Consider the following 23490-nt stretch of genomic DNA (forward strand, 5'->3'; position numbering starts at 1 on the left):
TTATAGAACTAAGTGGTCGTGACTTGCTAAGATGGCTGCCGAACAGTGATTTTCAATGCGCGATCGCAGATCCGCTAATAATAAAGGGAATACAGGATGAGCAAAACCATCAAGCGCATTCTCGTTGCTGGTTTGATGTGTCTTTCAACCGGTGCCATGGCGCTGGATCTGAAATCCGATGCGCCACAACGCTATGTGGTTAAAAAGGGCGATACCCTCTGGGATATCTCTGAACGCTTTACCAATGACCCCTGGCAGTGGCCGGAAATCTGGTATCAGAACAGCCAGATCAAAGATCCGCACCTGATTTTCCCGGGTGATGAGATCGGTCTGATCAGTATCGATGGTGAAACCCGCGTGACCGTCACCCGACGCGGTGAAGGCAGCCGTACCGTGAAGTTATCTCCGGGTACGGTGAAAATGCAGCCAACCGCCCGTGTTGAACCCATTGAGTCTGCAATTCCTGCGATTCCACAGGATGCAATCCGCAGCTTCCTGCGTGAGAACCGGGTTGTTGCTCAGGAAGATCTCGATAAAGCGCCGCGGGTTCTGTCTGGCGTGGATGCCCGTCTTCTGATGGGCGCCGGCGGTAAAGTGTATGCCCGTGGTGACTTTGGCCCACAGGTTTCCAGTGCCTATGGTATTTACCGCAAAGGCCAGGTTTATCGTGATCCGGAAACCAATGAAGTGCTGGGTCTGGAAGCGCTTGAAATTGGTCTGGGGCGTGTCCTTGCGCATGACAATGATATTGTCACGCTGGAACTGGAACGTACCAATCAGCAGGTTTCAATAGGCGATTTATTGCTGCCGACGGAAGACCGTGATCTGGCGGCCAATTATTACCCGAAATCTCCGGAGCGTGCGGTGATTGGTCAGATTCTGGCAGTATCCGGCGGCGTGACTCAGGTGGGTCAGTATGATGTCGTGGTACTTAACCGTGGTCAGCGTGATGGTCTGGAGCCTGGCTCTGTACTGCTGATTAAAAAGACCGGCGCCGTGGTGTATGACCGCGTGGCCGCTGAACGGGTACGTTTACCGGAAGAGCGTGCCGGCAGTCTGATGGTGTTCCGCACCTTCGAAAAAATGTCTTATGCCCTGATCATGCGGGCGACCAAACCGCTGCGTGTTGGCGATAAGGTGGAATCTCCGAATCAATAAGGACTGCTTATGCTCAGGGACGAGCTGTTACTGGCCTGGTGGCGTCTGGCAAAATTGCCGGGCGTCGGCAGCGTTACTCTTGGCGATATCCGCCAGAATCTTTCCCGTCCGCACGACCTCTTATCCTGCACCGCTGCGCAGCTGGAATCCTTTGGCCTGAAGGCCGAAGCCGCCGGGCGCTGGCAGAATGATCCATCGCTCAGTGATGGTTTTGAGGTGATACAGCACTGGCGCAGCCTGAATCGTTGCGGCGTGTTGCTGGCTGGCGTCGCTCCTTACCCTGGTATTCTTGCCAGCCTGCGCGATGCCCCCACTTTTCTTTATTACCACGGTGATCTGGCCTGCTTCAGCCAGCCGATGATCGCTATGGTCGGCAGCCGTAACCCAACCCCTTATGGCGCAGAATGGGCGCAGCAAACAGCCAGTCAGCTGGCGGCGGCTGGTCTGACGGTCGTCAGTGGCATGGCGATTGGCATTGATGGCGCCGTGCATCAGGGAGCGCTTAGTTGTGGACGCACCATTGCGGTACTCGGCAGTGGCCCGGATGTGATTTATCCGCAGCGCCATCTGGGGCTGGCGCAGATGGTGATGCAAAAAGGACTGTTGTTGTCGGAATTTGCCCCGGGAACAGAGCCCCAGGCCAAACATTTTCCTTCCCGTAACCGTATTATCAGCGGCCTGAGCCTCGGTACTGTGGTGGTGGAAGCGGCGATTAAAAGTGGCTCGCTGATTACCGCGCGCCAGGCCGCAGAACAGGGCCGCGAAGTTTTTGCCTTACCCGGTGCGGTGACCAACCCGCTCAGCCATGGTTGCCATCAGCTGATCCGCGAAGGTGCCTGTCTGGTACAGAATGCGCAGGATATTCTGCAGGAGCTGAATCTGTTGCCGGAACAGGCTCAGACACAACTGGAATTAACCGAACCGGTATCTGCCGCGGTGCCGGTATTGGTTACTCAGGTGGATTACAGTGCGACCAGCACCGATGTGATTGCCCTGCGCAGTGCCTTACCCATCTCGCAATTATTACCGCAACTTCTCGACCTTGAATTGCAGGGCTGGCTGGCACAGGTGCCAGGTGGTTATATGCGGCTGAAGTAACAGCCGCAATTGCCCCTACAAACTCTTTAGCAGCAGAAAAATAAACAGCGCAATCAGCAGCAGATAGCCGATCACGATCTGTACATACTGCGACTTGTTTTCCCCGGCTTTATACCAGCGGCCAAAAGCAAAAATACGCTTATTCTTCAGGCCACTGATCAGTACACCGATCACAGCAACTAATGCGATGCTGATGAAATAAGGCAGCCATGCAGTATCGGCAGATGTTGGCATTGCTGTCTCCGGTATAAAAGATAAAGCTGTTGGTTACTGGCCTCTGTTCAATGGTCAGGAATTTTGACTGGCAATAACAATCAACAGACCGATAAACAGCCAGAGCAGGATTTCCAATACCAGAATGTTCTTTTTGCGCATAAAACCCTGGGGTCTGAATTTCGCTTATGGCGTGACGATCAGCGCTGCCACAGCAACGAAGCAAAAAAATACAAAGGTAACGGCATAAATATCCAGCCCAGTGCCAGGTTGCGGATACGGCTGAGCTGACTCCGGCTTACCTGACCTGAATCCGGAAAACTTTTCAGATCGCCGAAGCGCTGCTGCCAGAACCAGCGCAGCTGGCCGGATGGCAGAAAAAAAGCGCCGGTTGCCAATGACAGCAGCACAATCTCTGCACGGATATATTCAGCGCCACCGATAAAAATCAGCGGCGTGATAATGGCAATAACCGGTGCCAGCAGATGATTAATCAATGGCCGCCGGCGGCCATTGGTTTGCTCTTCCAGATAGCACCACCACTTAACCGACATGAGCGGCAGAATGGCAAGCAGAGTACTGCCTGCCACCATTCCCGTTTTTTGCACAAATGAATCACTGATGCTGCTGATATTCAGCCAGTAAATCAGAGTGGTCAGAGCAAGCCAGAAGAGGGTTCTTATCACATGAATACCACAGCCTGTTATTACGCAAGTAATAGGGAAAACAGGCATGCATCGTCCCTGAAAAGTCGGCGAGGCTACTGGCCAGAAATGACAGGTTCAATCTTGTATTCTGATAATCATTCTTAAGTCTTAGGCCCGAATTGTCCTAATGCGGCAATGCTGACGAAATGGCTGAAGTCCGGCCTCCTCTTGCCGCTCCCCGCACCTTGTTGTAGGGTGCCGCCTTTCCCTTCATCTGCGGGTTTTCGTCCGTGAATAAATGGCATCTTGAACTGGCTGCTCACAGCATCCGCTCCGGCGGTGTGCTGGCCTATCCGACCGAGGCGGTCTGGGGGCTGGGTTGCGATCCGCGCAACGAGGCGGCCATCAGCCGTATTCTTGAACTTAAGAGTCGTCCGGCGCACAAAGGATTGGTGCTGGTGGCATCGTCATTGCAGCAGCTGGATGAGTTACTGCTGCCGCTGAACGATGACGATCTGGCAACCGTTAATGCCACCTGGCCCGGCCCGGTGACCTGGGTGTTACCCTGCCACCGCGAAGTCTCGCCATTATTACGTGGGCAGCATCAGTCGCTGGCGGTGCGTATTAGCGATCATCCGCTGGTGCGTGCGCTCTGCGATGAAGTCGGCCCGCTGGTTTCGACCTCGGCCAACCCGGCGGGGCGCGAACCGGCGCGTTCAGCATTGCGGGTGCGGCAATATTTTACCGACCAGCTTGATTACATTCTGCCGGGAGCACTGGGTGGCCGTGCTCAGCCGTCGGAAATCCGCACGCTGACAGGTCAGCGTTTGCGTTAACAGACCTGTGACAGGTCTCAGAGGAGAATAGTTATGAACCAGGCTCATTCGGGCTGCGATGTGGCAGCGGTTAAAGCGTTTCTGCTGGATCTGCAGGACCGCATCTGCAGTGCACTGGAAGCACAGGACGGTAAGGCGCAATTTCAGGAAGATTCCTGGGAACGTCCGGCAGCAGAAGGTGATCTGGCATTAACCGGTGGTGGCCGTACCCGCGTGATCGCCGATGGCGCCGTGATTGAAAAAGGCGGCGTGAATTTCTCCCACGTGCGCGGTGCCCGTTTACCGGCGTCGGCAACGGCTAATCGTCCGGAACTGGCCGGACGCAGCTTTCAGGCGCTGGGTGTGTCGCTGGTGATTCATCCGCACAATCCTTATGTGCCGACTTCCCATGCCAACGTACGTTTATTTGTGGCCGAAAAAGAAGGCGAAGAGCCGGTGTGGTGGTTTGGTGGCGGCTTCGACCTGACGCCGTTTTATCCCTATGAAGAAGACGTGGTGCACTGGCATCAGACCGGCAAAGATCTGTGCGAACCTTTTGGTGAGGGTGTTTTTGCCAAATACAAAAAATGGTGCGACGACTATTTCTATCTTAAACACCGTGACGAAAGCCGTGGTGTCGGCGGTCTGTTTTTCGACGACCTGAACGAGTGGGACGGTGAACTGAATTTTGAAAAATCCTTCGCCTTTATGCAGGCGGTGGGCAACGGTTATATCGATGCCTATGTACCCATTGTGGCGAAGCGCAAAGACACGCCTTATGGCGAGCGCGAGCGTAAATTCCAGTGCTACCGCCGTGGTCGCTATGTGGAATTTAATCTGGTGTTTGACCGCGGCACGATCTTTGGTCTGCAGACCGGTGGCCGTACCGAGTCGATTCTGATGTCGCTGCCGCCGGTGGTGCACTGGGATTACGACTGGCAGCCGGAACCCGGCTCGGCCGAAGCAAAACTTTATACCGATTTCCTGCCCCATAAAGAATGGGTGTGAGGCTGTAGTTATGACCGATCTTTATGCTGTTGTGGGCAATCCCATTGGCCACAGCAAATCGCCGCAGATTCATTCCGCATTTGCCGCGCAGACCCGTCAGGATCTGCTGTATACCGCGCAACTGGTGCCGCTCGACAGCTTCGAGCTGGCACTGGATAAATTCTTTAAACACGGCGGCTGTGGTGTGAATGTGACCGTGCCCTTTAAAGAAAACGCCTGGCGTTACGCCGATGAATTTACTCCGCGTGCACAGCGTGCACAGGCGGTAAATACGCTGAAGAAAATGTCTGATGGCCGCATTCTTGCCGACAACACCGATGGTGTGGGTCTGGTGCGTGATCTGACGGTGAACCATGGCGTGACAATAACCGGCAAACGTATTTTGTTGCTGGGTGCCGGCGGTGCGGTGCGTGGTGTGCTGCAGCCCATTCTGGAGCAGCAACCGGCGGAGCTGATTATTGCCAACCGCACGCTGAGTAAAGCCGAAATACTGGCCGCGGATTTTGCCGACTTAGGCAATATTAAAGCTGCCGCATTCGATGCACTGGACGGCAGCTTCGATGTCATCATTAACGGTACATCGGCCAGCCTCAGCGGCGATTTACCGCCACTGTCTCCTGCCGTATTAACGGCAGGCACCGTTTGCTATGACATGATGTACAGCACGCAAACCACAGTGTTTAATCAGTGGGCTCTGGATCATGGCGTGACTAAAGCCATTGATGGTTTGGGCATGCTGGTAGAACAGGCGGCCGAAGCCTTTGCTCTGTGGCGCGATGTCCGTCCGGAAACCGCAACGGTGATTACAGTACTGCGTGGTGAACGTCGTCAGCGCCGTTAATGTGCGCTGACGCTATTTTTTATCAGCCTGATTTTTTTATGGAAGCCTTTAATGACCGCCACCACAAGCAGCAAAAAGAATCATAATTTTTTCAGCAATCTGCTGTTTAACATCGTTATCCCGACACTGATTCTCACCAAAGCCAGTGGTGACGATATGCTTGGCCCAACATTAGGTGTTGTGGTTGCGCTGGCGTTTCCGCTGGCTTTTGGTCTGTGGGATCTGAAAACCGCAGGCAAGGTAAATGCCTTTTCGATTCTGGGTATTGTCAGCGTATTACTGACCGGTGGTATCAGCCTGCTGCATTTACCACCGGAATATCTTGCCATTAAAGAAGCGCTTATTCCCGGTTTGATCGGCATTGCGGTACTGCTGACCCTGAATACCCGTTATTCGTTACTGCGCATGATTATTCTGAATGACGAAGTGATCGATACAGAAAAGCTGCAGCAGGCGGTTGCCGAGCATGGCGAAGAAGAGAACTTTCAGCGTCACCTGACGATGGCCAATAAAATCATCGCCGCCTCGTTTTTTCTGTCATCGGCGCTGAACTATGGTCTGGCGCGCTATATGGTAACCGCCATGCCAGGTACCGAAGAATATAACGAACAGCTGGGTGCGATGACGGCGATGAGTTATCCGGTGATTGTGCTGCCGAGCATGATTATTCTGGCGCTGGCGATCTGGTATTTATTCCGCAATATCCACAAGGCGACCGGTCGCGGACTGGAAGATTTTATGCGGCAATAACGTTGGCGCAGAGAACATGAGACATAAAAAACCGCGCCGGAGCGCGGTTTTTTTATTAATGCAGCCGTTACAGTGCAGTACTGCTGAAATTCAGCTGATACACACTGGTCGTACCACTCACTTCATTGCCCACGGCAATAAAATGCTTACCCTCACGGCTGAAGTAGTCGATAGACTCAGGGCCTAAATCGCCGGCGGCGCTGTTGTAAACATCATTGCTGCATTCACCATCAACATTCACTTCAGTGCAGACCGCAGCGCTGAAATCGCGGTTATTCAGATAGCTCTGGAATACAGGGGCCTGCGGGTTGCTGATGTCATACACCATGATACCACCCTGACGTTCCAGACCAACGAACGCAAAAATACGGCCGTTAATGCTGGCCACTTCAATGGCTTCCGGCTCGGTGCCTTTGTCATCGCTGCGGTTGTCGGCGGTTTCTGCGGTTAAATTCACTTCGTTGTCGGCATTAAAATTATCCGGCTCAACGGCAAACACACGCTTGGCAATATCGTCGCCACTGTCATATACCAGTTCCGCATTGCTGTTCCAGATGGAAAACGAACGCGCGCCGTAAGCGTACAGAGTGTCACCTGCGCCGATACTCTCACGGTCGTTAATCAATTTAAGACGCTTCAGCTGGTTGTTATCGTTAAGCGCGGTTTTTAACGGATGGGCGTCAGCGACGATATCAAACAGGTCGCCGCCGCGGGCTTCGTCGACATGAGAAATACAGTCGTCGCTTTCATTAGCGTATTTCACAGCATCCGCGTCGACAGAACCAACAGAATAATCGTCGCCATCCCAGAGATGATTTTCTGCATCACAGTTCTGTTGCGTGGTGGAATAAATATATTCGCGTCCATCGCCTTCGTTGGCAGAGACAATATAGGTTTCGTTATTCAGTTCGAAGCTGGCAATGGTGTCCGGCATATACAGGCCAGCCAGTTGCTCGTAGCTGGCAAACTGACCTGCCAGGCCGTCTTTATTGGATGGGTCCAGCTGGTTGCCAGAGTCTGCATTCCAGGATTTTTCTCCCAGCGCTTTAATACTCTCTACGCGGGCGTTGGCCACATCGATAATGGCCATGGCGTTGTTTTCCTGCAGCGCAACCCAGGCTTTGCTGCCGTCGCTGTTCAGGGTCAGATATTCCGGTTCCAGATCCTGTGCCACGCTGGTACCGGCCGGGCCGGAAATACGCACGCCGGCGGGTAATTCAGCAGCGCGGCTGCCACCGTTATTAAAATCGGTAAACAGCACCTGCTGCACCACGGCTTTATCGGCGCTGAAGCCTTTATTTAAATCGACAATGGTGACCGAACCCTGCGGATCATTCTGATAATCACCGCTTGGTTCGCCTTCGTTGGCGCTCAGAATATAACGGCCATCGGCTGACAGTGTGACCATGTCCGGCAGGCTACCGGCAGGGTAAGTTGCCAGCAGACTCAGATCGTCAGAACGGTACAGCGCAATCAGACCGGCATCCTGTTTTACCTTGGCTTCAATGGCGACGGCAACCAAACCATTTTTGGCTGAGACGCTGTTGGCGGCACCAATTTCAATACCGGCGGCAGTGGCTGCAGCGGCCAGATTGATGCTGCTTTTTTTCGTCGGCGCGCTGTTGCCTTGCGCCAGCGATAACACATCGATGGTCGCGTCTTTGGCATTCACCACATAAAGCTGATCAGAGCAGCTGTCATAGCTGACAATCTCAGCCGAGCTGGTGGCAAAGTCATTACCGGATTCATAGCTGTCGATCAGCGTCAGTTGCAGAGTCCCGGTTGCGCTGGACGCAGCGGCTTTTTCTACGGTTGCACACTGAATACCCAGCTCAGCCAGTGGGCTTTTATTACTGTTTTTATTGTCATCGCCACCACAGGCGGCCAGCAGAGCCGTGCTTATCGCAACAGCCAGAAACTTCGGGGTCATATCCACTCCATATTCATCAGTCAGGTTTAATGGCGATGAGAGTGGGACAGATTTATTGCAGTGGTATGACTGTTGTATGAAGAAAAGAGGCCTCCGGACAAAAGTCTGCTCAGCCATATCTGTAGGGCGGAACGGGCCACGAATGTTGGACAAGCTCTGGATGACCAGAATTCTGACGGGTATCCTTATGGAAAACACAGGGAGCGTTTATGAAAAAATTCATACCAGCACTCGCCACTCTGATACTGGCGGGTTGTGCCGATACCTTTCCCGATATTAATAACAGCGGCAGTGGCGTTCCCGATCCGGATCCATCGTCCAATGATAATTTTTTTAATGCCGATTACATGAATGATGGCGATACCGGCGCTCTCGCTGCGGATGATCGCCAGGATTATTACCGTCTGCGCGGCAGTCAGTTTAATCGCTATTTTAATGGCACCCTGACCATCAGCCTGACCAATATGAATGGTGATGCCGATCTGGAAGTGTTTGATCACAATCTGAATTTACTCAGCTGGTCACGCACCGCGGGCACCGCTGATGAAGTCGTTACCCTCTGGTATGACGCCAGCCGCAATACCAATCTGGATACTCAGGGACTGCATTTTATTAAAGTCAGTTCAGCGGATGGTAATAATATGAATTACACCCTGAACTTCAGCTTTGAATAAGGAGCCATCATGATCAGAATTTCTCTGGCGGTGGCGGCTCTGACCGCAGCCAGTGCTGCAACAGCACAAACGCAATATGGCGACTACCGCGATTTATCTTACACCTCTTACACGCTGCGCCAGACCGCCTGGTCGCCCGAACAGTATGTCGGCGACCTGAAAGAGCTGGTGGAGTTTGGTGATGCGTTAGCGCATGTGGTGGAATTCCGCTCGCCACGTAACAACGAATTCAGCTTTGATCTGGCCGCTGCTGTGCGTACCAATGCCGATGGCAAAACTGAACTGGAATCCTTTGTCGGTGCGGTTGAAGCCGGTGGTGTATTTTTCCGGCTGGAAAGCGGCAGTGCCGAAGGTTATATCCACCCGAAAGACCGTGATACCCAGTTCAATGGCCAGTACATTATTGGTGAGCGTAAATTTGATGCCGAATATACCCAGTTAAATATCGGTACCGAGGTTGAAAATAATATGGGTGCACGCTGGGGCCTTGGTTATATCGAAGTATCGCAGCCGGCTCAGATTAATATTTACACCGCCCGTTCCGAAGGTGGATATACCGATCAGCCAAGCTATCCGGATGCGCTGGTTGACCCGGAATACACCACCCGCCTGATCGGACTGTGGTTTGATGTCGACAACCTGCAGGCGGCGATGCACGACCAGAGCGGCTTTGCCCTCAGCCTGACGGAGAGCGGCGGCTGGCGTTACGGCCCGGGTCTTACTATGGATATGACTGTGGGCCTGATGACCGGTGAAAGCAGTGCCGATCTTGAACGGGTAGTAAAAGATAATTACGGCCTGAATCTGGAATACGAAGAGCCGGTCGGTATGGGCTGGTCTGTCAGTTACAAACTGGAATACATCGTCGCATACCGTATGCCGGGCAGTAATATTGGTATGTCGTTCGGTCTTGAAGGTCGTGTGTTGCAGCAGTTTTTTACCACTGAAGATCTGAGCGGAGCCGCCAACAGCGTGGATTCCAATTACGAAGCCGTTGGTCAGTTTGGTATCGGCGATAACACCGTATTTCATTACGGTCCCTTTGTACGCCTGGCGTGGGAGATCTGAGTATGGCAACTCTTAAGCCTGTTATTTTACCGTTGCTTATCCTGCCGCTGATGCTGGCGGGCTGTATTGGCGAAAACGCCTCCTTTGAGCAGGAAAAAGCCTCCGCCGTTGAACCGGAAAATCACAGTCCGGACAGTGCTAACCGCTTTGTTACGCCGTCAACCGAAAACGGCACCGCCAGCAGTGGTGTGCTGGGAGAACTGGAAGCGGGAGAAGAAGATTACTACTACGTGGATGTCGACTACTTTGACAGCGGTGACCATGAATTCCGCCTGACCGGACTGACTGATGATCTGGATATGACGGTGACTGATTGGGACGGAATTATGCAGTCCTCCAGTGGCGCAGGTACAGGTGATGAAGTCGTTTACCTCAGCACCAGCGGCCTCGGTTTTTTCAGCGATAATAAACGCATCGTTGTGAAAATCAGCGGCAAGACCACAGCTTCAACCAGCCGTTTCCGTCTGGAGATGCGTACTACCGACTAAGACCTTAGCCCGAATCTGAGCTGTAGCCCAGGCATAAAAAACGCCGCTGTGGTTTCCCGCAGCGGCGTTTTTTTATTAGTGTATTAAAAGCCTGAATCAGCCTTCAAACACACCGTTATGGTAGATGTGCGCAACATCTTCCAGGTCGTTCAGCAGACCAGCGAAACGCTCGAACTGAGCGATGTCATCGCCGGATACCGGATGCTCGGTCTGTGGCAGATAGGTGATCTCTTCCACCTCGAAATCGATTTCCGGGTTCATCTCGGTCAGCGCGGTTTTCGCCTTGAAGTAATCGGTTGGCGGCACCAGCACGGTGATCATGCCGTCTTCGCAGTCGATATCCGACACATCTACATCGGCCATCATCAGGGCTTCCAGTGCGGCTTCTTCGTCGTCACCGGCAAACACAAACATCGCGCGGTGATCGAACATGTGTGACACCGAACCCTGACTGCCCAGTTTGGCTTTGCACTTGGAGAATATGCCACGGATATCACCGAAGGTACGGTTGCCGTTATCGGTCAGGGCGCTGATCAGCACCATGCAGCCGCCGGGGCCGATGCCTTCGTACAGCGCAGGCTGGAAGTCTTCACCGGCGCCGCCTTTGGCTTTGTCGATGGCCTTCTCGATCACGTGGCTTGGCACCTGATCTTTCTTGGCTTTATCAATCAGTCCGCGCAACGACAGGTTGGCAGACGGGTCGACACCACCGTTTTTGGCGCACATATAAATCTCGCGGCCATAACGGGAATACACTTTGGTTTTTGCTGCGGCCGTTTTGGCCATCGATTCTTTACGGTTCTGGTACGCGCGGCCCATAGGAATTGCTTCTTGTGGCTAATGAAAAAACGCACCGATTGTAACCGCTGGGCGCGATGCTGTCTTCTGTGGGGTGAGGGGGGCAGGGGGCAGGGGGCAGGGGGCAGCTTCGCGGGTTGAGTAGAACGCTGTGAAGGGGAGCGTCGGCGATGATGATCCTGCCTCTATACGCTCTGCGGTGTCAGACAGATTGCCAACGGAAGATTATGCGCATAATGTATGCGCATAATCTTTGTGTTTTTGGAGAGCGTATGCAGGTCATATTTGACACCTCAGCCCCGAAAAAGCCGGCCAACGTCAGCATCAACAGCGACCTGCTGGCTCAGGCGCGGGCCTGTAAAATCAACCTGTCGGCAACGCTGGAACAGGCGCTGGCTGATAAGGTTGCTCAGGTTCAGCGTGAGCAGTGGCTTAAAGAAAACCAGCAGGCTATTAATGGTTACAACCAGCTGGTGGACGAGCAGGGTGTATTCAGCGACGGCCTGAGAAGTTTCTGATGCAGTTTTATGTTTACAGCAACACCAATCCCGCGAGTAAAAGCCAGTATCCCTATCTGCTGGATGTGCAGAACAGTCTTCTGGCCGACCTTAAAACCCGGCTGGTGATTCCCCTCACCGCAGAGGCAAATTGCCGCTCTGGCGTTATCAGCAAACTGTGCCCGGTGTTTAACATTGACGGTGAAGCCTTCGTTGCTCTGACCCAGCAGATGGCCGGTATTGAATCGCGCTTATTGGGGGCAGAAGTCGCCGATTTATCAGCTTACCGAACCGAGATTATTGCGGCGATCGATTTTGCGGTGGTGGGAATCTAGCATGTCATTCTATTGCAGCTGTAAAAGGAATGATCGAGATGTTGTTATCGTTGCCGTGCCAGAAGTGTTAAAAAAATCGCCAACCCCAAAATATCTATCGTTATGGGCTGATGTTTCACTCTACGTTGCAGAATGTGAAAAGGGTGTAGGTTGTCATTGTTCTGGACTTCGAGAAATTTCGATAGGACATAATTCGGAATGTATTTCTATTGCCTTTGAATGTGGGCATTCAAATAATTTGGTCCGCAACTACGCAGACTATTGCGAAAAATTTCTTCTAGGAAAGGAGCGCTCTGCGATTCGTAAAAAAAGGATTAGAGACGCATCGGGACAGCATAAAAAAAATGATTTAGCGAAGATAGCTACTATGCAAGGCTTCAGATGCTATTTTTGTGATAATAAACTTTATTCACAGGATGATTTGGATGATGAGAAGGAGCTAGGGAAAAAATGTCACTGGGATCATCTGAAGCCTCTTAGTAGAGGAGGAACAAACTTTCCGTCAAATATGGCTCTTACCTGCAAAGAGTGCAATTTAAGAAAGGGAAGTAAAACGGAAAAAGAATATTGGCTCTATCTGCTCCAGGAGACTCCAAAAGAGGATATTAATAAAAGGCAGTATTTCCACAGTACTTATGTGAAAGAAAAGCGCAATCTCGACCTTCTATATCGGAAAAGTAGAGCTTAACCATTATAGAAGCGCCGAAAATCTGCTTGCTCAGTGTATTTCAATTACATTCTTGAGCTATAGCGGCTTATCGTACCCCTCCGCAATATGCTTATCCTTCAGCCGCACATAATTGCCCGCACCATAGGCAAAAAAGCTGCGTTCTTTTTCGGTAATCGGCCGTGCCTGTTTGGCCGGGTTGCCGACGTATACATAACCGCTTTCCAGACGTTTGCCCGGTGTCACCACGGCGCCGGCGGCGACAATCACTTCGTCTTCGACGATGGCGCCGTCCATTATCATGGATTTCATGCCGATTAATACGCGGTTGCCGATGGTGCAGCCGTGCAGCATGGCCTGATGGCCGATGGTCACGTCATCGCCAATGATCAGCGGGTAGCCGCCGGGGTTGTAGTCGGAGGCGTGGGTAATATGCAGTACGCTGCCATCCTGTACGCTGGTGCGCGCGCCGATACGGATATGGTGCATATCGCCGCGGATAACCGCTAACGGCCAGACCGAGCAGTCGTCGCCCATTTCCACATCGCCGATAATTACCGCACTGCGGTCCACGAATACGCGCTCGCCCAGTTTCGGGCTATGGCCCTGATAGCTTCTTACGTCTGACATTGTGTTCTGTTCCCGCGCTATGATCTTGAATTAAGGCCATTTGACCCAATTTATAAGGCATTGAGCAAGGGTTGCCCGTCAGGCACCTTCACCTACGCCCCTTTTCCGGAAGCGAAGCATCTATGACCACTTCTTCATCTACCAGTGAAATGGCTGCGGCAGCGGCGACCAATCCGCTGTCAGTCAACCATCGTCTGCCGCCGTTTTCGGCTATTAAACCAGAACATATCAAACCTGCTATCGAACAAAGGTTGAACCAGAACCGCGAGCGTATCCGCGAGTTGCTGGCGACGGTCAGCGAGCCGACCTGGGATAACTTTATTGCGCCGATGGAAGCCTGGGACGATGAGCTTAGCCAGGCCTGGTCGCCGGTCGGTCATTTAAACGGTGTGCTTAACAGCGATGAACTGCGCGATGCCTATAACGCCTGCCTGCCGCTGCTGAGCCAGTACAGTACCGAAATGGGGCAGAACAAAGCGCTGTGCGATGCCTATAAAAAGCTGCGCGCCTCGGCGCACTTCGACAGCCTGAGCACCGCACAGAAAACCGCCGTCGAACATGCGCTGCGCGATTTCCATCTGGCCGGTGTCGATCTGCCGGACGATAAAAAAGCCCGCTACGGTGAAATCCGTCAGCGTTTATCTGAGCTGACCTCTAAGTTCGGCGAGAACGTGCTGGATGCCACCAACCACTGGAGCAAACTGATCAGCGATAAGTCTGAGCTGGCCGGTCTGCCCGACAGTGCTCTCGACCTGCTGGCGCAACAGGCTAAAGCGCATGATCAGCAAGGTTATCGTTTAACACTGGATTTCCCGTCTTATATGCCGGTGCTGACCTACGGTGAAAACCGCAGCCTGCGCGAAGAAATGTACACCGCCTATGTTACCCGTGCCTCCGATCAGGGCCCGGATGCCGGCAAGTTTGATAACAGCCAGCTGATGAATGAAATTCTGACCCTGCGTTACGAGCTGGCCAAACTGCTGGGCTTTGAGTCGTACGCCCATTATTCGGTCGAAACCAAAATGGCCGGTTCGCCGGACGAAGTGCTGGAGTTTTTAAGCGATCTGGCGGCCAAAGCCAAACCCCAGGCGGAGCGTGAATTTGCCGAGCTGAAAGCTTTTGCCGCCGAACAGGGCTGCGCTGATTTACAGCCGTGGGATGTGAGCTTTTACAGCGAAAAATTACGTCAGGCGCGTTACGCCATTTCGCAGGAAGATATCCGCCCGTACCTGCCGGTCGATACCGTGATTAACGGCATGTTCGAAGTAGTATCGCGTCTGTATGGCCTGAGCTTCGAAGAACAGAAAACCTTCGACAGCTATCATCCGGATGCACGTTTTTTCCATGTATTAAAAGACGGTGAGCAGATTGCCGCTTTCTATCTGGATTTATACGCGCGGGCGAAAAAACGCGGCGGCGCGTGGATGGATGATTGCCGTATCCGTCGCCGTAACGCCGATGGCAGCATCCAGCTGCCGGTGGCTTATCTGGTGTGTAATTTCACTCCACCGGTGGGTGATAAACCGGCACTGCTGACCCACGACGAGCTGACCACACTGTTCCATGAATTTGGTCATGGCCTGCACCATATGCTGACGCAGATTGATGTGGCGGCAGTGAGCGGCATTAATGGTGTGGCCTGGGATGCCGTCGAACTGCCGAGTCAGTTCCTGGAAAACTGGTGTTACGAGCCGGAGGCGCTGGCCTTTATTTCTGGTCACTACCAAACGGGCGAGCCGCTGCCACAGGAACTGCTGGATAAACTGCTCGCCGCCAAACATTTCCAGAGCGCGATGATGACCATGCGTCAGCAGGAATTTGCTCTGTTCGATTTCCGCCTGCATCATGAATTCCGTGAGCAGCCGGTGGATGTACAGCAGCTGCTGAACGAAGTCCGTGCTCAGGTAGCGGTGGTGCCGATTGCCGGCTTTAACCGCTTCCAGCACAGCTTCAGCCATATTTTTGCCGGTGGTTATGCGGCCGGTTATTACTCCTACAAATGGGCCGAAGTACTGAGTGCCGATGCTTATTCGCGCTTTGAAGAAGAAGGCATTTTCAACCGTGCAACCGGCGAAAGTTTCCTGCAGGAAATTCTCAGTCAGGGCGGCTCGCGTGAAGCGGCGGTTCTGTTTGAAAACTTCCGTGGCCGTAAGCCGTCGGTTGAACCTTTGCTGCGCCACAGCGGCATTGTGGTGGAGGAGGTTGCCTGATGTCTGAGTACAAACCCAAACGTCCGCGCCGCTTTATTGCCGGCGCTGTCTGCCCCAAGTGCAGCGAAATGGACAAGACCGTTATGTACAGCAACGATGACGGCGAAGAAGTGCGCGAGTGCATCAGCTGCGGTTTCAGCCAGACCACCTCCGAGCAGGCGCAGGAAGATCAGCAGGCGCAGGAACTGGTGACACGGGTAACGCCCGATGGTAAGCCGATTCTGGACGACGGCGAGCAGCCGCTGAAAATTCTCGGCCTGTCACCCTCTGCTGTTAACACAAAGGCTGACTCTGGCGCTGACAAAACGTGACCTTTTTATTGGTTGAGTCATCAGTAAAGAGCCAGTAGACTGACATTATTAACAGCACCCGCTGCCGGCTGTCTGACGCAAGGATGTGTCAGACGGCCGGATTCGTTTCTGCCCCACGCATTTTCTCTTTTTTTCATAATTCGTTCAGATTTCTGCTTTATGCTGGCCCGTCCGGAATCTAAGGCATGTCGCTATTATCGTGTTTCAGGTCATGTATTTTCGTCAGTCGGGCGGCTTTCCGGGTTGGCGCTTTCAGGACAGGCGTTTTAGACTGTCGCTCCTCAAGCTAATTAACGAGCAACTTACCAAGCAAGGAGCTGCTGTGAAACCGGGTCAAACCCTACGTTCAATGTTTCTGTTGCTGCCGGCGATATTACTGGCTGGCTGTGCAACTTACGGTGCCGGAATTAACGGCGCTATTCAGGATGTGCAGAAAGGCGATTACGCGGCATCGGAAGCCAAGCTGCAGAAAGCCCTTAACCCAACCGGTAACGACCGCCTGCTGTACAACATGGAACTGGCCGTCGTAAAACATCTGCAAGGCGATTTTGCTGCCAGTAATGTGTTGCTCGATAAGGCCGAACGTATTGCCGAAGATCTGGAAACAACCAGCATCACCGGCTCGATGGTGACGCTGATGTCGAATCCGCGTCAGGGGCCATATGGCGGTGCCGACTTCGAAAAAGTCTTTATCAACTACTACAAAGCCCTTAACTATTTTGGTCTGGCGCAGCTGGCGGCCGACCGCAATGGTTATTACGACGCACTGGAAGGTGCGCGTATTGAATCCCGCCGCCTGATTATCCGTCTTAACGATCTGAATTCGCGCAAAGGCACCTACGCCGAGCAGAACGATAAAGAGCAGCAGACTTTTACGCAGTTACTGAAAATCTTCGAAAAGCTGCAGGGCAATCTGGTGGATATGGATCGCCTTGAATACCGCGATGACGCCATGGCGCATTACCTTACCGGTATCAGCTTTGAAATGAACGGCGAGTACGATGATGCCCGTATCAGCTACCAGAAAGCGGCGAAAAGCTACGAGGGTGGCTTCAGTAAACAGTTCCGTCTCGATGCGGAAATGACCGAGCAGGCCTGGTTCGACACCATCCGTATGATGCAGAAAGCCGGTGGCTACAAAACTGAATCACGTGCACTGGCAAAGAAAAAACTGAGCAAGGCGCGTCAGGCCGAACTGAAAAACTGGACCGCCGACAAAGCCCAGATCATCGTGCTGGAGCACAAAGGCCTGGCGCCACACCGCAAAGAAATGAGTCTGGAGCTGTCAGTGAATCCGGCTCTGCAGGCGCTGGAAATCCGCCCGTACTTTTTCGGCAACGACAAAGCCCAGCTGGCCTGGTTTTATGTGCTGTACGCCGATAAGAACATTTTTGATGCGGTGGCAAACTACCTCGATGCCGCCGAAGTCGGATACTGGTTTAACAGCTTCACCAAAACCGTGCCTATTGGCCCGCTGTGGAATACCGCGCAGGATATGGGTCTGCTGAGCGCCATTGGCGAATCCATGCGCATTACCGTGCCCTATTATTCTCCGGTTAAACCTATGGGCGAGAGTACGCTGAGCGTTGATGGCGAACGCAGCCTGATGCTGAAATCCTCCAACCCGGCATTGATGGCTGTACAGGAACAGATGGTTAACTCATCGACCGATATTCAGCTGGCGCTGGCACGTTCATCATTGAAAGCCTTAACCGCACAGTCGGTTGCATCTGCCAGTGGTGGTGGCTCGCTGGGCGGCATCCTGTCGATGGCCGGTAAGCTGACAGCACAACTGACTGATGCTGCAGAAACCCGTAACTGGTTACTGCTGCCGGGTGATATCCGTATCCGCCGGGTTGCCGTTGAACCGGGAGAGCATACACTGGCGCTGGATTCCACGCTGAGTGCGGGTCAGCGTCATAGCGCGCAGACACAGGTTAACCTGCAGGCCGGGGATATCCACCTGTGGCGTGTACGTTCACTGCCTCCTCTGGCCGGTGCGGCCAAAGAAAGCGAAGTAAAACAACTGATCAAAGTAGCTGAATAACTCATATTCATTGTCTGATAAGGATGGACACCATGCTGACAAACCTCACAAAACTGACTGCCTGTACTCTGCTGGGCGCTTCTGTACTGCTTTCTGCCGGTTGTGCCACCAAGGTCACCCGTCTGAGCGCCAACGAAGAAGTGGCACTGTCTGATCGCTGGAACGCCAAGGACTCTGAGCTGGTGGCCAACGAAATGATCACCGACATGCTGTCTTTCCCATGGGCGCGTGACTTCGAGATGGACAACAACCGTCGTCCGACCGTGATCATCTCGCGCATCAGCAACAAGTCACACGAGCACATTGCCGTCGATACCTTCATCAACGACATCAAGCGTTCCATCATCCGTTCCGGCCGCGCCGGTTTCGTGGCCGGTGGCGATGAGCGTGCCGCGGTACGTGATGAGCGTCGCGATCAGGAACTGAACGCCAAAGACGCCAAGGCTCAGGGTCAGGAAAAAGCGGCAGATTTCGCGCTGTCCGGCACCATCAACTCGCTGGTGGACCAGGTGGGCAAAGAGCGTGTGACCTTCTATCAGGTAGACCTGAAACTGATCGACATGGAATCCAATATGGAAGTGTGGAACGGTCAGAAGAAGATCCAGAAACTGCAGCAGAAATCCTCTTTCGGATTCTAAGGACAGCCCGTGGCTAAGCGCTTACTGGTTGCGGCACTGGCTCTGGGCACAGGCATCAGCCTGCTGTCCGGTTGTGTCGGCAACAGCACCAAACCGGCCAAAGACGCAGCCCGCAGCAGCAAAGCTCCGGCCTGGGTAACGCAGCCGCCGCAGATGCGTGGCATGGCCTACGGCATCGGTTCGATGGAAATCTACGGCAGTGCCACCGATGCGGTAAAACGCGCGGCGGAGCTGGCGCGGATTGATCTGGTATCGCAGCTTAAAGTGACCGTCAGCGGTGACTTCAGCAGCGAAACCGTCGAGCTGAGCGGCAGCAACCGTGACAGCGAAGTGCTGCGTACCGTGCGCAACTATGTGCGCAGTCAGGTGCCACCGGCCGAGCTGGACGAAGTGCAGATCAGCGAAACCCATACCGACGCCAAATACGCTTACGCCCTGGCCGAGCTGGATCGTAATGCCGCGGCCGCACGTCTGCGCCGCGATATGAACGATATCGAACAGGAACTGAGCGCCATCGGCGAACTGCAGCCAACCGGTAACCGCCTGCAACAGCTGCAGCCGTTATTACCGGCACTGACCCTGTTCGCCAAGCGTGAGCGTCTGGGTGAGCGTCTGACGCTGATCAGTATGGAACGTAAGGCCCCGGCCTTAAGTCCTGAACTGAAAGCACTGCAGGACCGTATCTACGCCCAGATCGATCAGCTGCAGGTCAGCCTCGAACTGCTCGATGACGGCGCCCAGACCATTGGCGGCGGCGTGCTCGAAGCGCTGACCTCACAGGGACTGCGCATTCAGGACGGCAGCGACGCCGACCTGCGCTTCGATATCAGCGCCCAGCTGAGCGGCAAAGCCAAAGACGGCAGCCACTATGTGTTTGCCGACAGCCGCGTCACCATCCGCGATGGTGCCGGTCGTGTGCTGAGCTCGTTCAGCAAGCAGGCCAAGGGTGTGTCCGGACTGGAAGACGTTGCCCGGCAGAAAGCCGCCCGTGAAGTTGCCAAGCTGATTGGTGATGAACTGGCGGTAGCGCTGGTGGATAAAATCCGCTGATGGCGGTTATCGCTCCGGTATAAAAAAAGAGCCTCATTTGAGGCTCTTTTTTTGTCTGGTGTTTGGGTTGAATTGTGTTGGTAGCCAGCCATATGCCTGCAAAGGCAGGAGAAGAAGCATGACTGCCGCACTGAAAACGGCAGTCACCCAGAGGGGTATCAGCCGCGCTTGGCCAGCGCTGCTTTCGCCCGTGCCGCGGCGGCACGTACCTGATCCGGTGCGGTGCCACCAATATGGTTACGCGCCGCGACCGAGCCTTCCAGTGTCAGTACATCAAAGACGTCGGCGGTGATTTCAGTGGAGAACTGCTGCAGTTCTTCCAGTGTCATTTCGCTCAGGTCTTTGCCGGTTTTCACGCCGTAGCCAACCGCTTTACCGACGATTTCGTGGGCGTCACGGAACGGGATACCTTTGCGCACCACATAATCGGCGAGGTCGGTGGCGGTGGAGAAACCACGCATTGCGGCTTCGCGCATATCGTCTTTGCGGGCAATCAGGTTGGGCGCCATATCGGCGAAGGCACGCAGGCTGTCGCGCAGGGTATCGACGGTGTCGAACAGCGGCTCTTTGTCTTCCTGATTGTCTTTGTTGTAGGCCAGCGGCTGCGATTTCATCAGCGTCAGCAGGCCAACCAGATGGCCGTATACGCGACCGGTTTTACCGCGTACCAGTTCCGGCACGTCGGGGTTTTTCTTCTGCGGCATGATGCTGGAGCCGGTGCAGAAACGGTCCGGCAGGTCGATAAAGCGGAACTGGGCAGAGGCCCACAGCACCAGCTCTTCGGAGAAGCGTGACATGTGCATCATGATCAGCGACGCGGCGGAGCAGAATTCGATAGCGAAGTCGCGGTCGGATACGGAATCCAGGCTGTTTTCGGTTGGCGCGTCAAAGCCCAGCAGTTCAGCGGTGTAATGACGGTCGATCGGGTAGGTGGTGCCGGCCAGTGCTGCAGCACCCAGCGGCAGCTGGTTCATACGCGCACGGCAGTCCTGCAGACGGGCGTAATCGCGCTCGAGCATGGCGTTCCAGGCCAGCAGGTGATGACCAAAAGTCACCGGCTGCGCAGTCTGCAGATGGGTGAAGCCCGGCATAATGGTGTCGGCTTCTTTTTCGGCCAGTTCTACCAGGCCCTGCTGCAGGCGGGTCAGCTCGGCGCTGATGACGTCGATTTCGTCACGCAGGTAGAGGCGGATATCGGTGGCTACCTGATCGTTACGGGAACGGCCGGTGTGCAGCTTCTTACCGGTGATGCCGATTTTTTTGGTCAGCGCCGCTTCGATGTTCATGTGCACATCTTCCAGCGCGACTGACCATTCGAAGTCACCGCGCTCGATTTCGATACGTACTTCTTCCAGGCCGCGGATGATGTCATCGCGTTCCTGTGCGGTCAGTACGCCGACTTTGCACAGCATTTTGGCGTGGGCGACGGAGCCCTGAATGTCCTGACGGTACATGCGGCGGTCAAAATCCACCGATGCGGTGTAGCGCGCAACAAAAGCGTCGGTCGGTTCGGAGAAGCGTCCGCCCCAGGAAGCATTGGTGGATGATTGATCGGACATGAGTACCTCAAACTGGTGCATGAATCGGAAATGGCGCGGATTATAACCATTGCGGCGGTGCTCTGTCCCTGTTTTGCCGCCATTCGCCCTATGGAGCTTGCTCTGCCGCTGCGCTGACGACAGACTTAGCTCAGCATTCGTTGCTCAGGAAGCATCACTTTGTCAGCCAGTCATTCAACATCTTCATCCCGGCGTGGACAGCAGGCGCTGCTGGAAGCCTTTTTCCTGCCCGACCTGTGCAATACCCGAGCGGTGATTATTCTGCTGGCGCTGAGTGAAGCGCTGGTGCTGGCGCTGACGCTGGTCGAGAGCGGTTTGCCGCAATTTTCCTGGCAGCGTTTTACCGTGGTGTCGTTCTTTGTGCAGTGGGTCTGTCTGCTGTCGGTGGCGATTCTGTGTCAGCTGCGGGTGCTGTTGGCGCGCTTAACCGCGATGTCAGCCTCGCTGGTGGCATTGCTGGTGATCGAGCTGGTGACGCTGAGCGTGAGTCTGGTCGGGGAATGGTTATGGCCCCGCGACAGTACCTACACCGACTGGCCCTGGGTGCTGCGCAATCTGCTGATTGCCGGTGTCTTTGGCGCTATGGCGATGCGTTATTTTTATGTGCAGAGCCAGTGGCGGCTGAAAACCCAGGCCGAGCTGAAATCGCGGCTGGCGGCACTGCAGGCCAATATCCGCCCGCATTTCTTTTTTAACACCCTGAATACCGTAACCTCGCTGATCAGCGTTGATCCGGATAAAGCCGAACACCTGCTGCTTGATCTGGCGCAGCTGTTCCGCGCGGTGCTGAATAACGATGATGCACAGATCCCGCTGGCACAGGAAATCGAACTGGGTCGCCGTTATCTGGGTATTGAGCAGGTGCGGCTGGGCAATGAGCGCCTGCAGGTGAACTGGAAATTGCCGCAGCCGTTACCGGCGGCGCTGAAAGTACCGCAGTTGCTACTGCAGCCACTGCTGGAAAACGCGGTTTACCATGGTATTCAGCCGAGTATCAGCGGCGGCTGGATTGAGGTTGAGCTGGCACAGGAAGGCCAGGCGGAAGATAACGGCGCCTGGTGGCTGACCATCCGCAACAGCAAACCCGAGGGCAGTGGTGAAGCGGGTAACCGTCTGGCGCATAATAATATCCGCGCCCGGCTGGCCGCACTGGATGAACAGGCGCGGCTGGAAGTTGACGATCTGGGCGGGGAATATATTGCCCGTCTGCGTTTGCCGCAGGCCGCGGCAGATGGTGTAACAACCGTTAAGGGAAGTGTATGACCTATCGTGTTCTGCTGGTGGATGATGAGCCTCTGGCGCGGGAGCGCATGAAGCGCTTGTTACTGGAACACCACGATTTTGTCTGTGCCGGAGAAGCCGGCAACGGCGATGAAGCGCTGGCATGGCTGCGTATGCATCGGGCCGATCTGGTGCTGCTTGATATTCAGATGCCCGGCCGCAACGGCCTGGATACCGCCGCCGCGATACAGGAATTGCCGCAACCACCGCTGGTGGTGTTCTGCACCGCTTATGACGAACACGCGCTGCAGGCCTTCGCCGTGAAAGCCATCGACTATCTGCTGAAGCCGGTGCGCAAAGAAGACCTATGCCGCGCGTTGCAGCGTGCCAGCGAATGGCTGGCGCAGAATGGTGTGCAGGCGGATAGCGAAGCCACCGCGACCGCCGCCCGTCCCGCCGGCAGCCGCACCCATCTGAGCGCGCGGACGCACAATGGCCTGCAGCTGATTCCGCTGGAGGAAGTGTTTTATTTCTACGCCGATCAGAAATACGTCAACGTCCATCACGAAGGCGGTGAAACCCTGATCGACGATTCCCTGCGTCAGCTCGAAGACGAATTCCCCGGCCTGTTTGTGCGCGTACACCGCAGCGCACTGGTCGCACTTAACCGCATCGAACGCCTTGAAGCCCTGAACAGCGGCGGTCACAAGGTGTATTTGCGCGGCCTGGCTGACGGCGTTCCGGTCAGTCGCCGGCATCTGCCGGATGTGCGGCGGGTGATGAAGGAGCTGTAGAGGCTTAAGTTTTAGCCGCTGATCCCGCTGTGTTAAGCTGCGC

At 54.4% G+C, this 23490-nt stretch carries 25 protein-coding genes; 19 read left to right on the forward strand and 6 right to left on the reverse strand.

Going from position 1 to position 23490, the window contains the following annotated elements; all coding sequences use genetic code 11:
* Positions 1–96: 96 nt before the first annotated feature.
* A complete protein-coding gene (locus HUF19_RS00145; RefSeq protein WP_260997953.1) occupies positions 97–1158 on the forward strand; it encodes a LysM peptidoglycan-binding domain-containing protein in 1062 nt (353 codons plus the stop codon).
* A gap of 9 nt (positions 1159–1167) precedes the next feature.
* Positions 1168–2256: a DNA-processing protein DprA gene (gene dprA / locus HUF19_RS00150; protein ID WP_260997954.1), complete on the forward strand. Its 1089-nt coding sequence runs from the start codon at positions 1168–1170 to the stop codon at positions 2254–2256.
* Positions 2257–2271: 15 nt separating this feature from the next.
* Here the strand turns inward: dprA and HUF19_RS00155 are convergent, their stop codons facing one another.
* Both HUF19_RS00155 and HUF19_RS00160 read right to left on the reverse strand, forming a co-directional pair.
* Positions 2272–2490 carry a hypothetical protein gene (locus HUF19_RS00155; protein ID WP_260997955.1) on the reverse strand — a complete coding sequence of 73 codons (219 nt, stop codon included), beginning with the start codon at positions 2488–2490 and terminating at the stop codon, positions 2272–2274.
* Positions 2491–2669: 179 nt separating this feature from the next.
* Positions 2670–3155: a hypothetical protein gene (locus tag HUF19_RS00160; RefSeq protein ID WP_260997956.1), complete on the reverse strand. Its 486-nt coding sequence runs from the start codon at positions 3153–3155 to the stop codon at positions 2670–2672.
* A 251-nt stretch (positions 3156–3406) separates the two neighbouring features.
* On the opposite strand from HUF19_RS00160, the gene tsaC reads away from it, so the two are divergent.
* The 4 genes from tsaC to HUF19_RS00180 are packed head-to-tail and all read left to right on the forward strand — an operon-like array spanning position 3407 to position 6530.
* Complete coding sequence (gene tsaC, locus HUF19_RS00165; protein ID WP_260997957.1) at positions 3407–3952, forward strand: L-threonylcarbamoyladenylate synthase type 1 TsaC; 546 nt, start codon at positions 3407–3409, stop codon at positions 3950–3952.
* A gap of 33 nt (positions 3953–3985) precedes the next feature.
* Positions 3986–4939 (forward strand): oxygen-dependent coproporphyrinogen oxidase, encoded by a 954-nt coding sequence (gene hemF, locus HUF19_RS00170; RefSeq protein WP_260997958.1) that lies wholly within the window; start codon positions 3986–3988, stop codon positions 4937–4939.
* Positions 4940–4949: 10 nt separating this feature from the next.
* A complete protein-coding gene (gene aroE, locus HUF19_RS00175) occupies positions 4950–5780 on the forward strand; it encodes a shikimate dehydrogenase (protein WP_260997959.1) in 831 nt (276 codons plus the stop codon).
* Between the two features lie 51 nt (positions 5781–5831).
* Positions 5832–6530, forward strand: coding sequence for a VC0807 family protein (locus HUF19_RS00180; RefSeq protein WP_260997960.1), 699 nt, complete (start codon positions 5832–5834; stop codon positions 6528–6530).
* Between the two features lie 67 nt (positions 6531–6597).
* Here HUF19_RS00180 and HUF19_RS00185 read toward each other — a convergent pair whose 3' ends face one another.
* Positions 6598–8460, reverse strand: a complete 1863-nt coding sequence (locus HUF19_RS00185; protein ID WP_260997961.1) for a choice-of-anchor I family protein — start codon at positions 8458–8460, stop codon at positions 6598–6600.
* A 209-nt stretch (positions 8461–8669) separates the two neighbouring features.
* Here HUF19_RS00185 and HUF19_RS00190 point away from each other — a divergent pair, with 209 nt between their 5' ends.
* Genes HUF19_RS00190 through HUF19_RS00200 form a run of 3 tightly spaced genes read left to right on the forward strand, consistent with a single transcriptional unit; the run spans position 8670 to position 10690 of the window.
* Positions 8670–9134, forward strand: coding sequence for a hypothetical protein (locus tag HUF19_RS00190; RefSeq protein ID WP_260997962.1), 465 nt, complete (start codon positions 8670–8672; stop codon positions 9132–9134).
* A gap of 9 nt (positions 9135–9143) precedes the next feature.
* A complete protein-coding gene (locus HUF19_RS00195) occupies positions 9144–10202 on the forward strand; it encodes a hypothetical protein (RefSeq protein ID WP_260997963.1) in 1059 nt (352 codons plus the stop codon).
* Between the two features lie 2 nt (positions 10203–10204).
* On the forward strand, positions 10205–10690 hold the full coding sequence (locus tag HUF19_RS00200) for a hypothetical protein (protein WP_260997964.1): 486 nt from the start codon (positions 10205–10207) through the stop codon (positions 10688–10690).
* 96 nt (positions 10691–10786) lie between these two features.
* Here HUF19_RS00200 and HUF19_RS00205 read toward each other — a convergent pair whose 3' ends face one another.
* Positions 10787–11509, reverse strand: a complete 723-nt coding sequence (locus HUF19_RS00205; RefSeq protein ID WP_145467257.1) for a YebC/PmpR family DNA-binding transcriptional regulator — start codon at positions 11507–11509, stop codon at positions 10787–10789.
* Between the two features lie 251 nt (positions 11510–11760).
* On the opposite strand from HUF19_RS00205, the gene HUF19_RS00210 reads away from it, so the two are divergent.
* Genes HUF19_RS00210 through HUF19_RS00220 form a run of 3 tightly spaced genes read left to right on the forward strand, consistent with a single transcriptional unit; the run spans position 11761 to position 13008 of the window.
* Positions 11761–12006, forward strand: a complete 246-nt coding sequence (locus HUF19_RS00210) for a type II toxin-antitoxin system CcdA family antitoxin (protein ID WP_260997965.1) — start codon at positions 11761–11763, stop codon at positions 12004–12006.
* Entirely contained in the window at positions 12006–12320 is a 315-nt protein-coding gene (locus tag HUF19_RS00215; RefSeq protein WP_260997966.1) for a CcdB family protein, read from the forward strand. The genes HUF19_RS00210 and HUF19_RS00215 overlap by 1 nt, the downstream gene beginning before the upstream one ends.
* Position 12321: 1 nt before the next feature.
* Positions 12322–13008 carry an HNH endonuclease gene (locus tag HUF19_RS00220; protein ID WP_260997967.1) on the forward strand — a complete coding sequence of 229 codons (687 nt, stop codon included), beginning with the start codon at positions 12322–12324 and terminating at the stop codon, positions 13006–13008.
* Positions 13009–13065: 57 nt separating this feature from the next.
* On the opposite strand, the gene HUF19_RS00225 is transcribed toward HUF19_RS00220, so the two are convergent.
* Positions 13066–13617 (reverse strand): gamma carbonic anhydrase family protein, encoded by a 552-nt coding sequence (locus tag HUF19_RS00225; RefSeq protein WP_260997968.1) that lies wholly within the window; start codon positions 13615–13617, stop codon positions 13066–13068.
* A 122-nt stretch (positions 13618–13739) separates the two neighbouring features.
* Between HUF19_RS00225 and prlC the strand changes: the two genes are divergently transcribed.
* The 5 genes from prlC (at position 13740) to HUF19_RS00250 (ending at position 19873) form a co-directional block, all read left to right on the forward strand.
* Positions 13740–15827 (forward strand): oligopeptidase A, encoded by a 2088-nt coding sequence (prlC, locus tag HUF19_RS00230; RefSeq protein WP_260997969.1) that lies wholly within the window; start codon positions 13740–13742, stop codon positions 15825–15827.
* Entirely contained in the window at positions 15827–16138 is a 312-nt protein-coding gene (locus tag HUF19_RS00235) for a YheV family putative zinc ribbon protein (RefSeq protein WP_260997970.1), read from the forward strand. Before prlC ends, HUF19_RS00235 begins: the two co-directional genes overlap by 1 nt.
* 322 nt (positions 16139–16460) lie before the next feature.
* The gene (locus HUF19_RS00240; protein ID WP_260997971.1) at positions 16461–18185 is read left to right on the forward strand and encodes a COG3014 family protein; all 1725 of its coding nucleotides are present in this window, start codon (positions 16461–16463) and stop codon (positions 18183–18185) included.
* A 32-nt stretch (positions 18186–18217) separates the two neighbouring features.
* Complete coding sequence (locus tag HUF19_RS00245; protein WP_260997972.1) at positions 18218–18823, forward strand: penicillin-binding protein activator LpoB; 606 nt, start codon at positions 18218–18220, stop codon at positions 18821–18823.
* Between the two features lie 9 nt (positions 18824–18832).
* Positions 18833–19873: an LPP20 family lipoprotein gene (locus tag HUF19_RS00250; protein WP_225691327.1), complete on the forward strand. Its 1041-nt coding sequence runs from the start codon at positions 18833–18835 to the stop codon at positions 19871–19873.
* 158 nt (positions 19874–20031) lie between these two features.
* Here the strand turns inward: HUF19_RS00250 and argH are convergent, their stop codons facing one another.
* Entirely contained in the window at positions 20032–21432 is a 1401-nt protein-coding gene (gene argH, locus HUF19_RS00255; protein WP_260997973.1) for an argininosuccinate lyase, read from the reverse strand.
* A 159-nt stretch (positions 21433–21591) separates the two neighbouring features.
* Between argH and HUF19_RS00260 the strand changes: the two genes are divergently transcribed.
* Positions 21592–22695: a sensor histidine kinase gene (locus HUF19_RS00260; RefSeq protein WP_260997974.1), complete on the forward strand. Its 1104-nt coding sequence runs from the start codon at positions 21592–21594 to the stop codon at positions 22693–22695.
* A complete protein-coding gene (locus HUF19_RS00265) occupies positions 22692–23447 on the forward strand; it encodes a LytR/AlgR family response regulator transcription factor (RefSeq protein ID WP_260997975.1) in 756 nt (251 codons plus the stop codon). Before HUF19_RS00260 ends, HUF19_RS00265 begins: the two co-directional genes overlap by 4 nt.
* The last annotated feature ends 43 nt before the right edge of the window (positions 23448–23490 follow it).

The sequence above is a fragment of the Thalassolituus hydrocarboniclasticus genome, from assembly GCF_025345565.1.
GTDB classification, from domain to species: Bacteria; Pseudomonadota; Gammaproteobacteria; order Pseudomonadales; family Oceanobacteraceae; genus Venatoribacter; species Venatoribacter hydrocarboniclasticus.

Bases quoted from the DNA above. Each gene is read 5' to 3' on its own strand.
- HUF19_RS00145 (WP_260997953.1), top strand. From the start codon at position 97: ATGAGCAAAACCATCAAGCGCATTCTCGTTGCTGGTTTGATGTGTCTT.
- dprA (WP_260997954.1), top strand. From the start codon at position 1,168: ATGCTCAGGGACGAGCTGTTACTGGCCTGGTGGCGTCTGGCAAAATTG.
- HUF19_RS00155 (WP_260997955.1), bottom strand. From the start codon at position 2,490: ATGCCAACATCTGCCGATACTGCATGGCTGCCTTATTTCATCAGCATC.
- hemF (WP_260997958.1), top strand. From the start codon at position 3,986: ATGAACCAGGCTCATTCGGGCTGCGATGTGGCAGCGGTTAAAGCGTTT.
- aroE (WP_260997959.1), top strand. From the start codon at position 4,950: ATGACCGATCTTTATGCTGTTGTGGGCAATCCCATTGGCCACAGCAAA.
- HUF19_RS00180 (WP_260997960.1), top strand. From the start codon at position 5,832: ATGACCGCCACCACAAGCAGCAAAAAGAATCATAATTTTTTCAGCAAT.
- HUF19_RS00185 (WP_260997961.1), bottom strand. From the start codon at position 8,460: ATGACCCCGAAGTTTCTGGCTGTTGCGATAAGCACGGCTCTGCTGGCC.
- HUF19_RS00190 (WP_260997962.1), top strand. From the start codon at position 8,670: ATGAAAAAATTCATACCAGCACTCGCCACTCTGATACTGGCGGGTTGT.
- HUF19_RS00195 (WP_260997963.1), top strand. From the start codon at position 9,144: ATGATCAGAATTTCTCTGGCGGTGGCGGCTCTGACCGCAGCCAGTGCT.
- HUF19_RS00200 (WP_260997964.1), top strand. From the start codon at position 10,205: ATGGCAACTCTTAAGCCTGTTATTTTACCGTTGCTTATCCTGCCGCTG.
- HUF19_RS00205 (WP_145467257.1), bottom strand. From the start codon at position 11,509: ATGGGCCGCGCGTACCAGAACCGTAAAGAATCGATGGCCAAAACGGCC.
- HUF19_RS00210 (WP_260997965.1), top strand. From the start codon at position 11,761: ATGCAGGTCATATTTGACACCTCAGCCCCGAAAAAGCCGGCCAACGTC.
- HUF19_RS00215 (WP_260997966.1), top strand. From the start codon at position 12,006: ATGCAGTTTTATGTTTACAGCAACACCAATCCCGCGAGTAAAAGCCAG.
- HUF19_RS00220 (WP_260997967.1), top strand. From the start codon at position 12,322: ATGTCATTCTATTGCAGCTGTAAAAGGAATGATCGAGATGTTGTTATC.
- HUF19_RS00225 (WP_260997968.1), bottom strand. From the start codon at position 13,617: ATGTCAGACGTAAGAAGCTATCAGGGCCATAGCCCGAAACTGGGCGAG.
- prlC (WP_260997969.1), top strand. From the start codon at position 13,740: ATGACCACTTCTTCATCTACCAGTGAAATGGCTGCGGCAGCGGCGACC.
- HUF19_RS00235 (WP_260997970.1), top strand. From the start codon at position 15,827: ATGTCTGAGTACAAACCCAAACGTCCGCGCCGCTTTATTGCCGGCGCT.
- HUF19_RS00245 (WP_260997972.1), top strand. From the start codon at position 18,218: ATGCTGACAAACCTCACAAAACTGACTGCCTGTACTCTGCTGGGCGCT.
- argH (WP_260997973.1), bottom strand. From the start codon at position 21,432: ATGTCCGATCAATCATCCACCAATGCTTCCTGGGGCGGACGCTTCTCC.
- HUF19_RS00265 (WP_260997975.1), top strand. From the start codon at position 22,692: ATGACCTATCGTGTTCTGCTGGTGGATGATGAGCCTCTGGCGCGGGAG.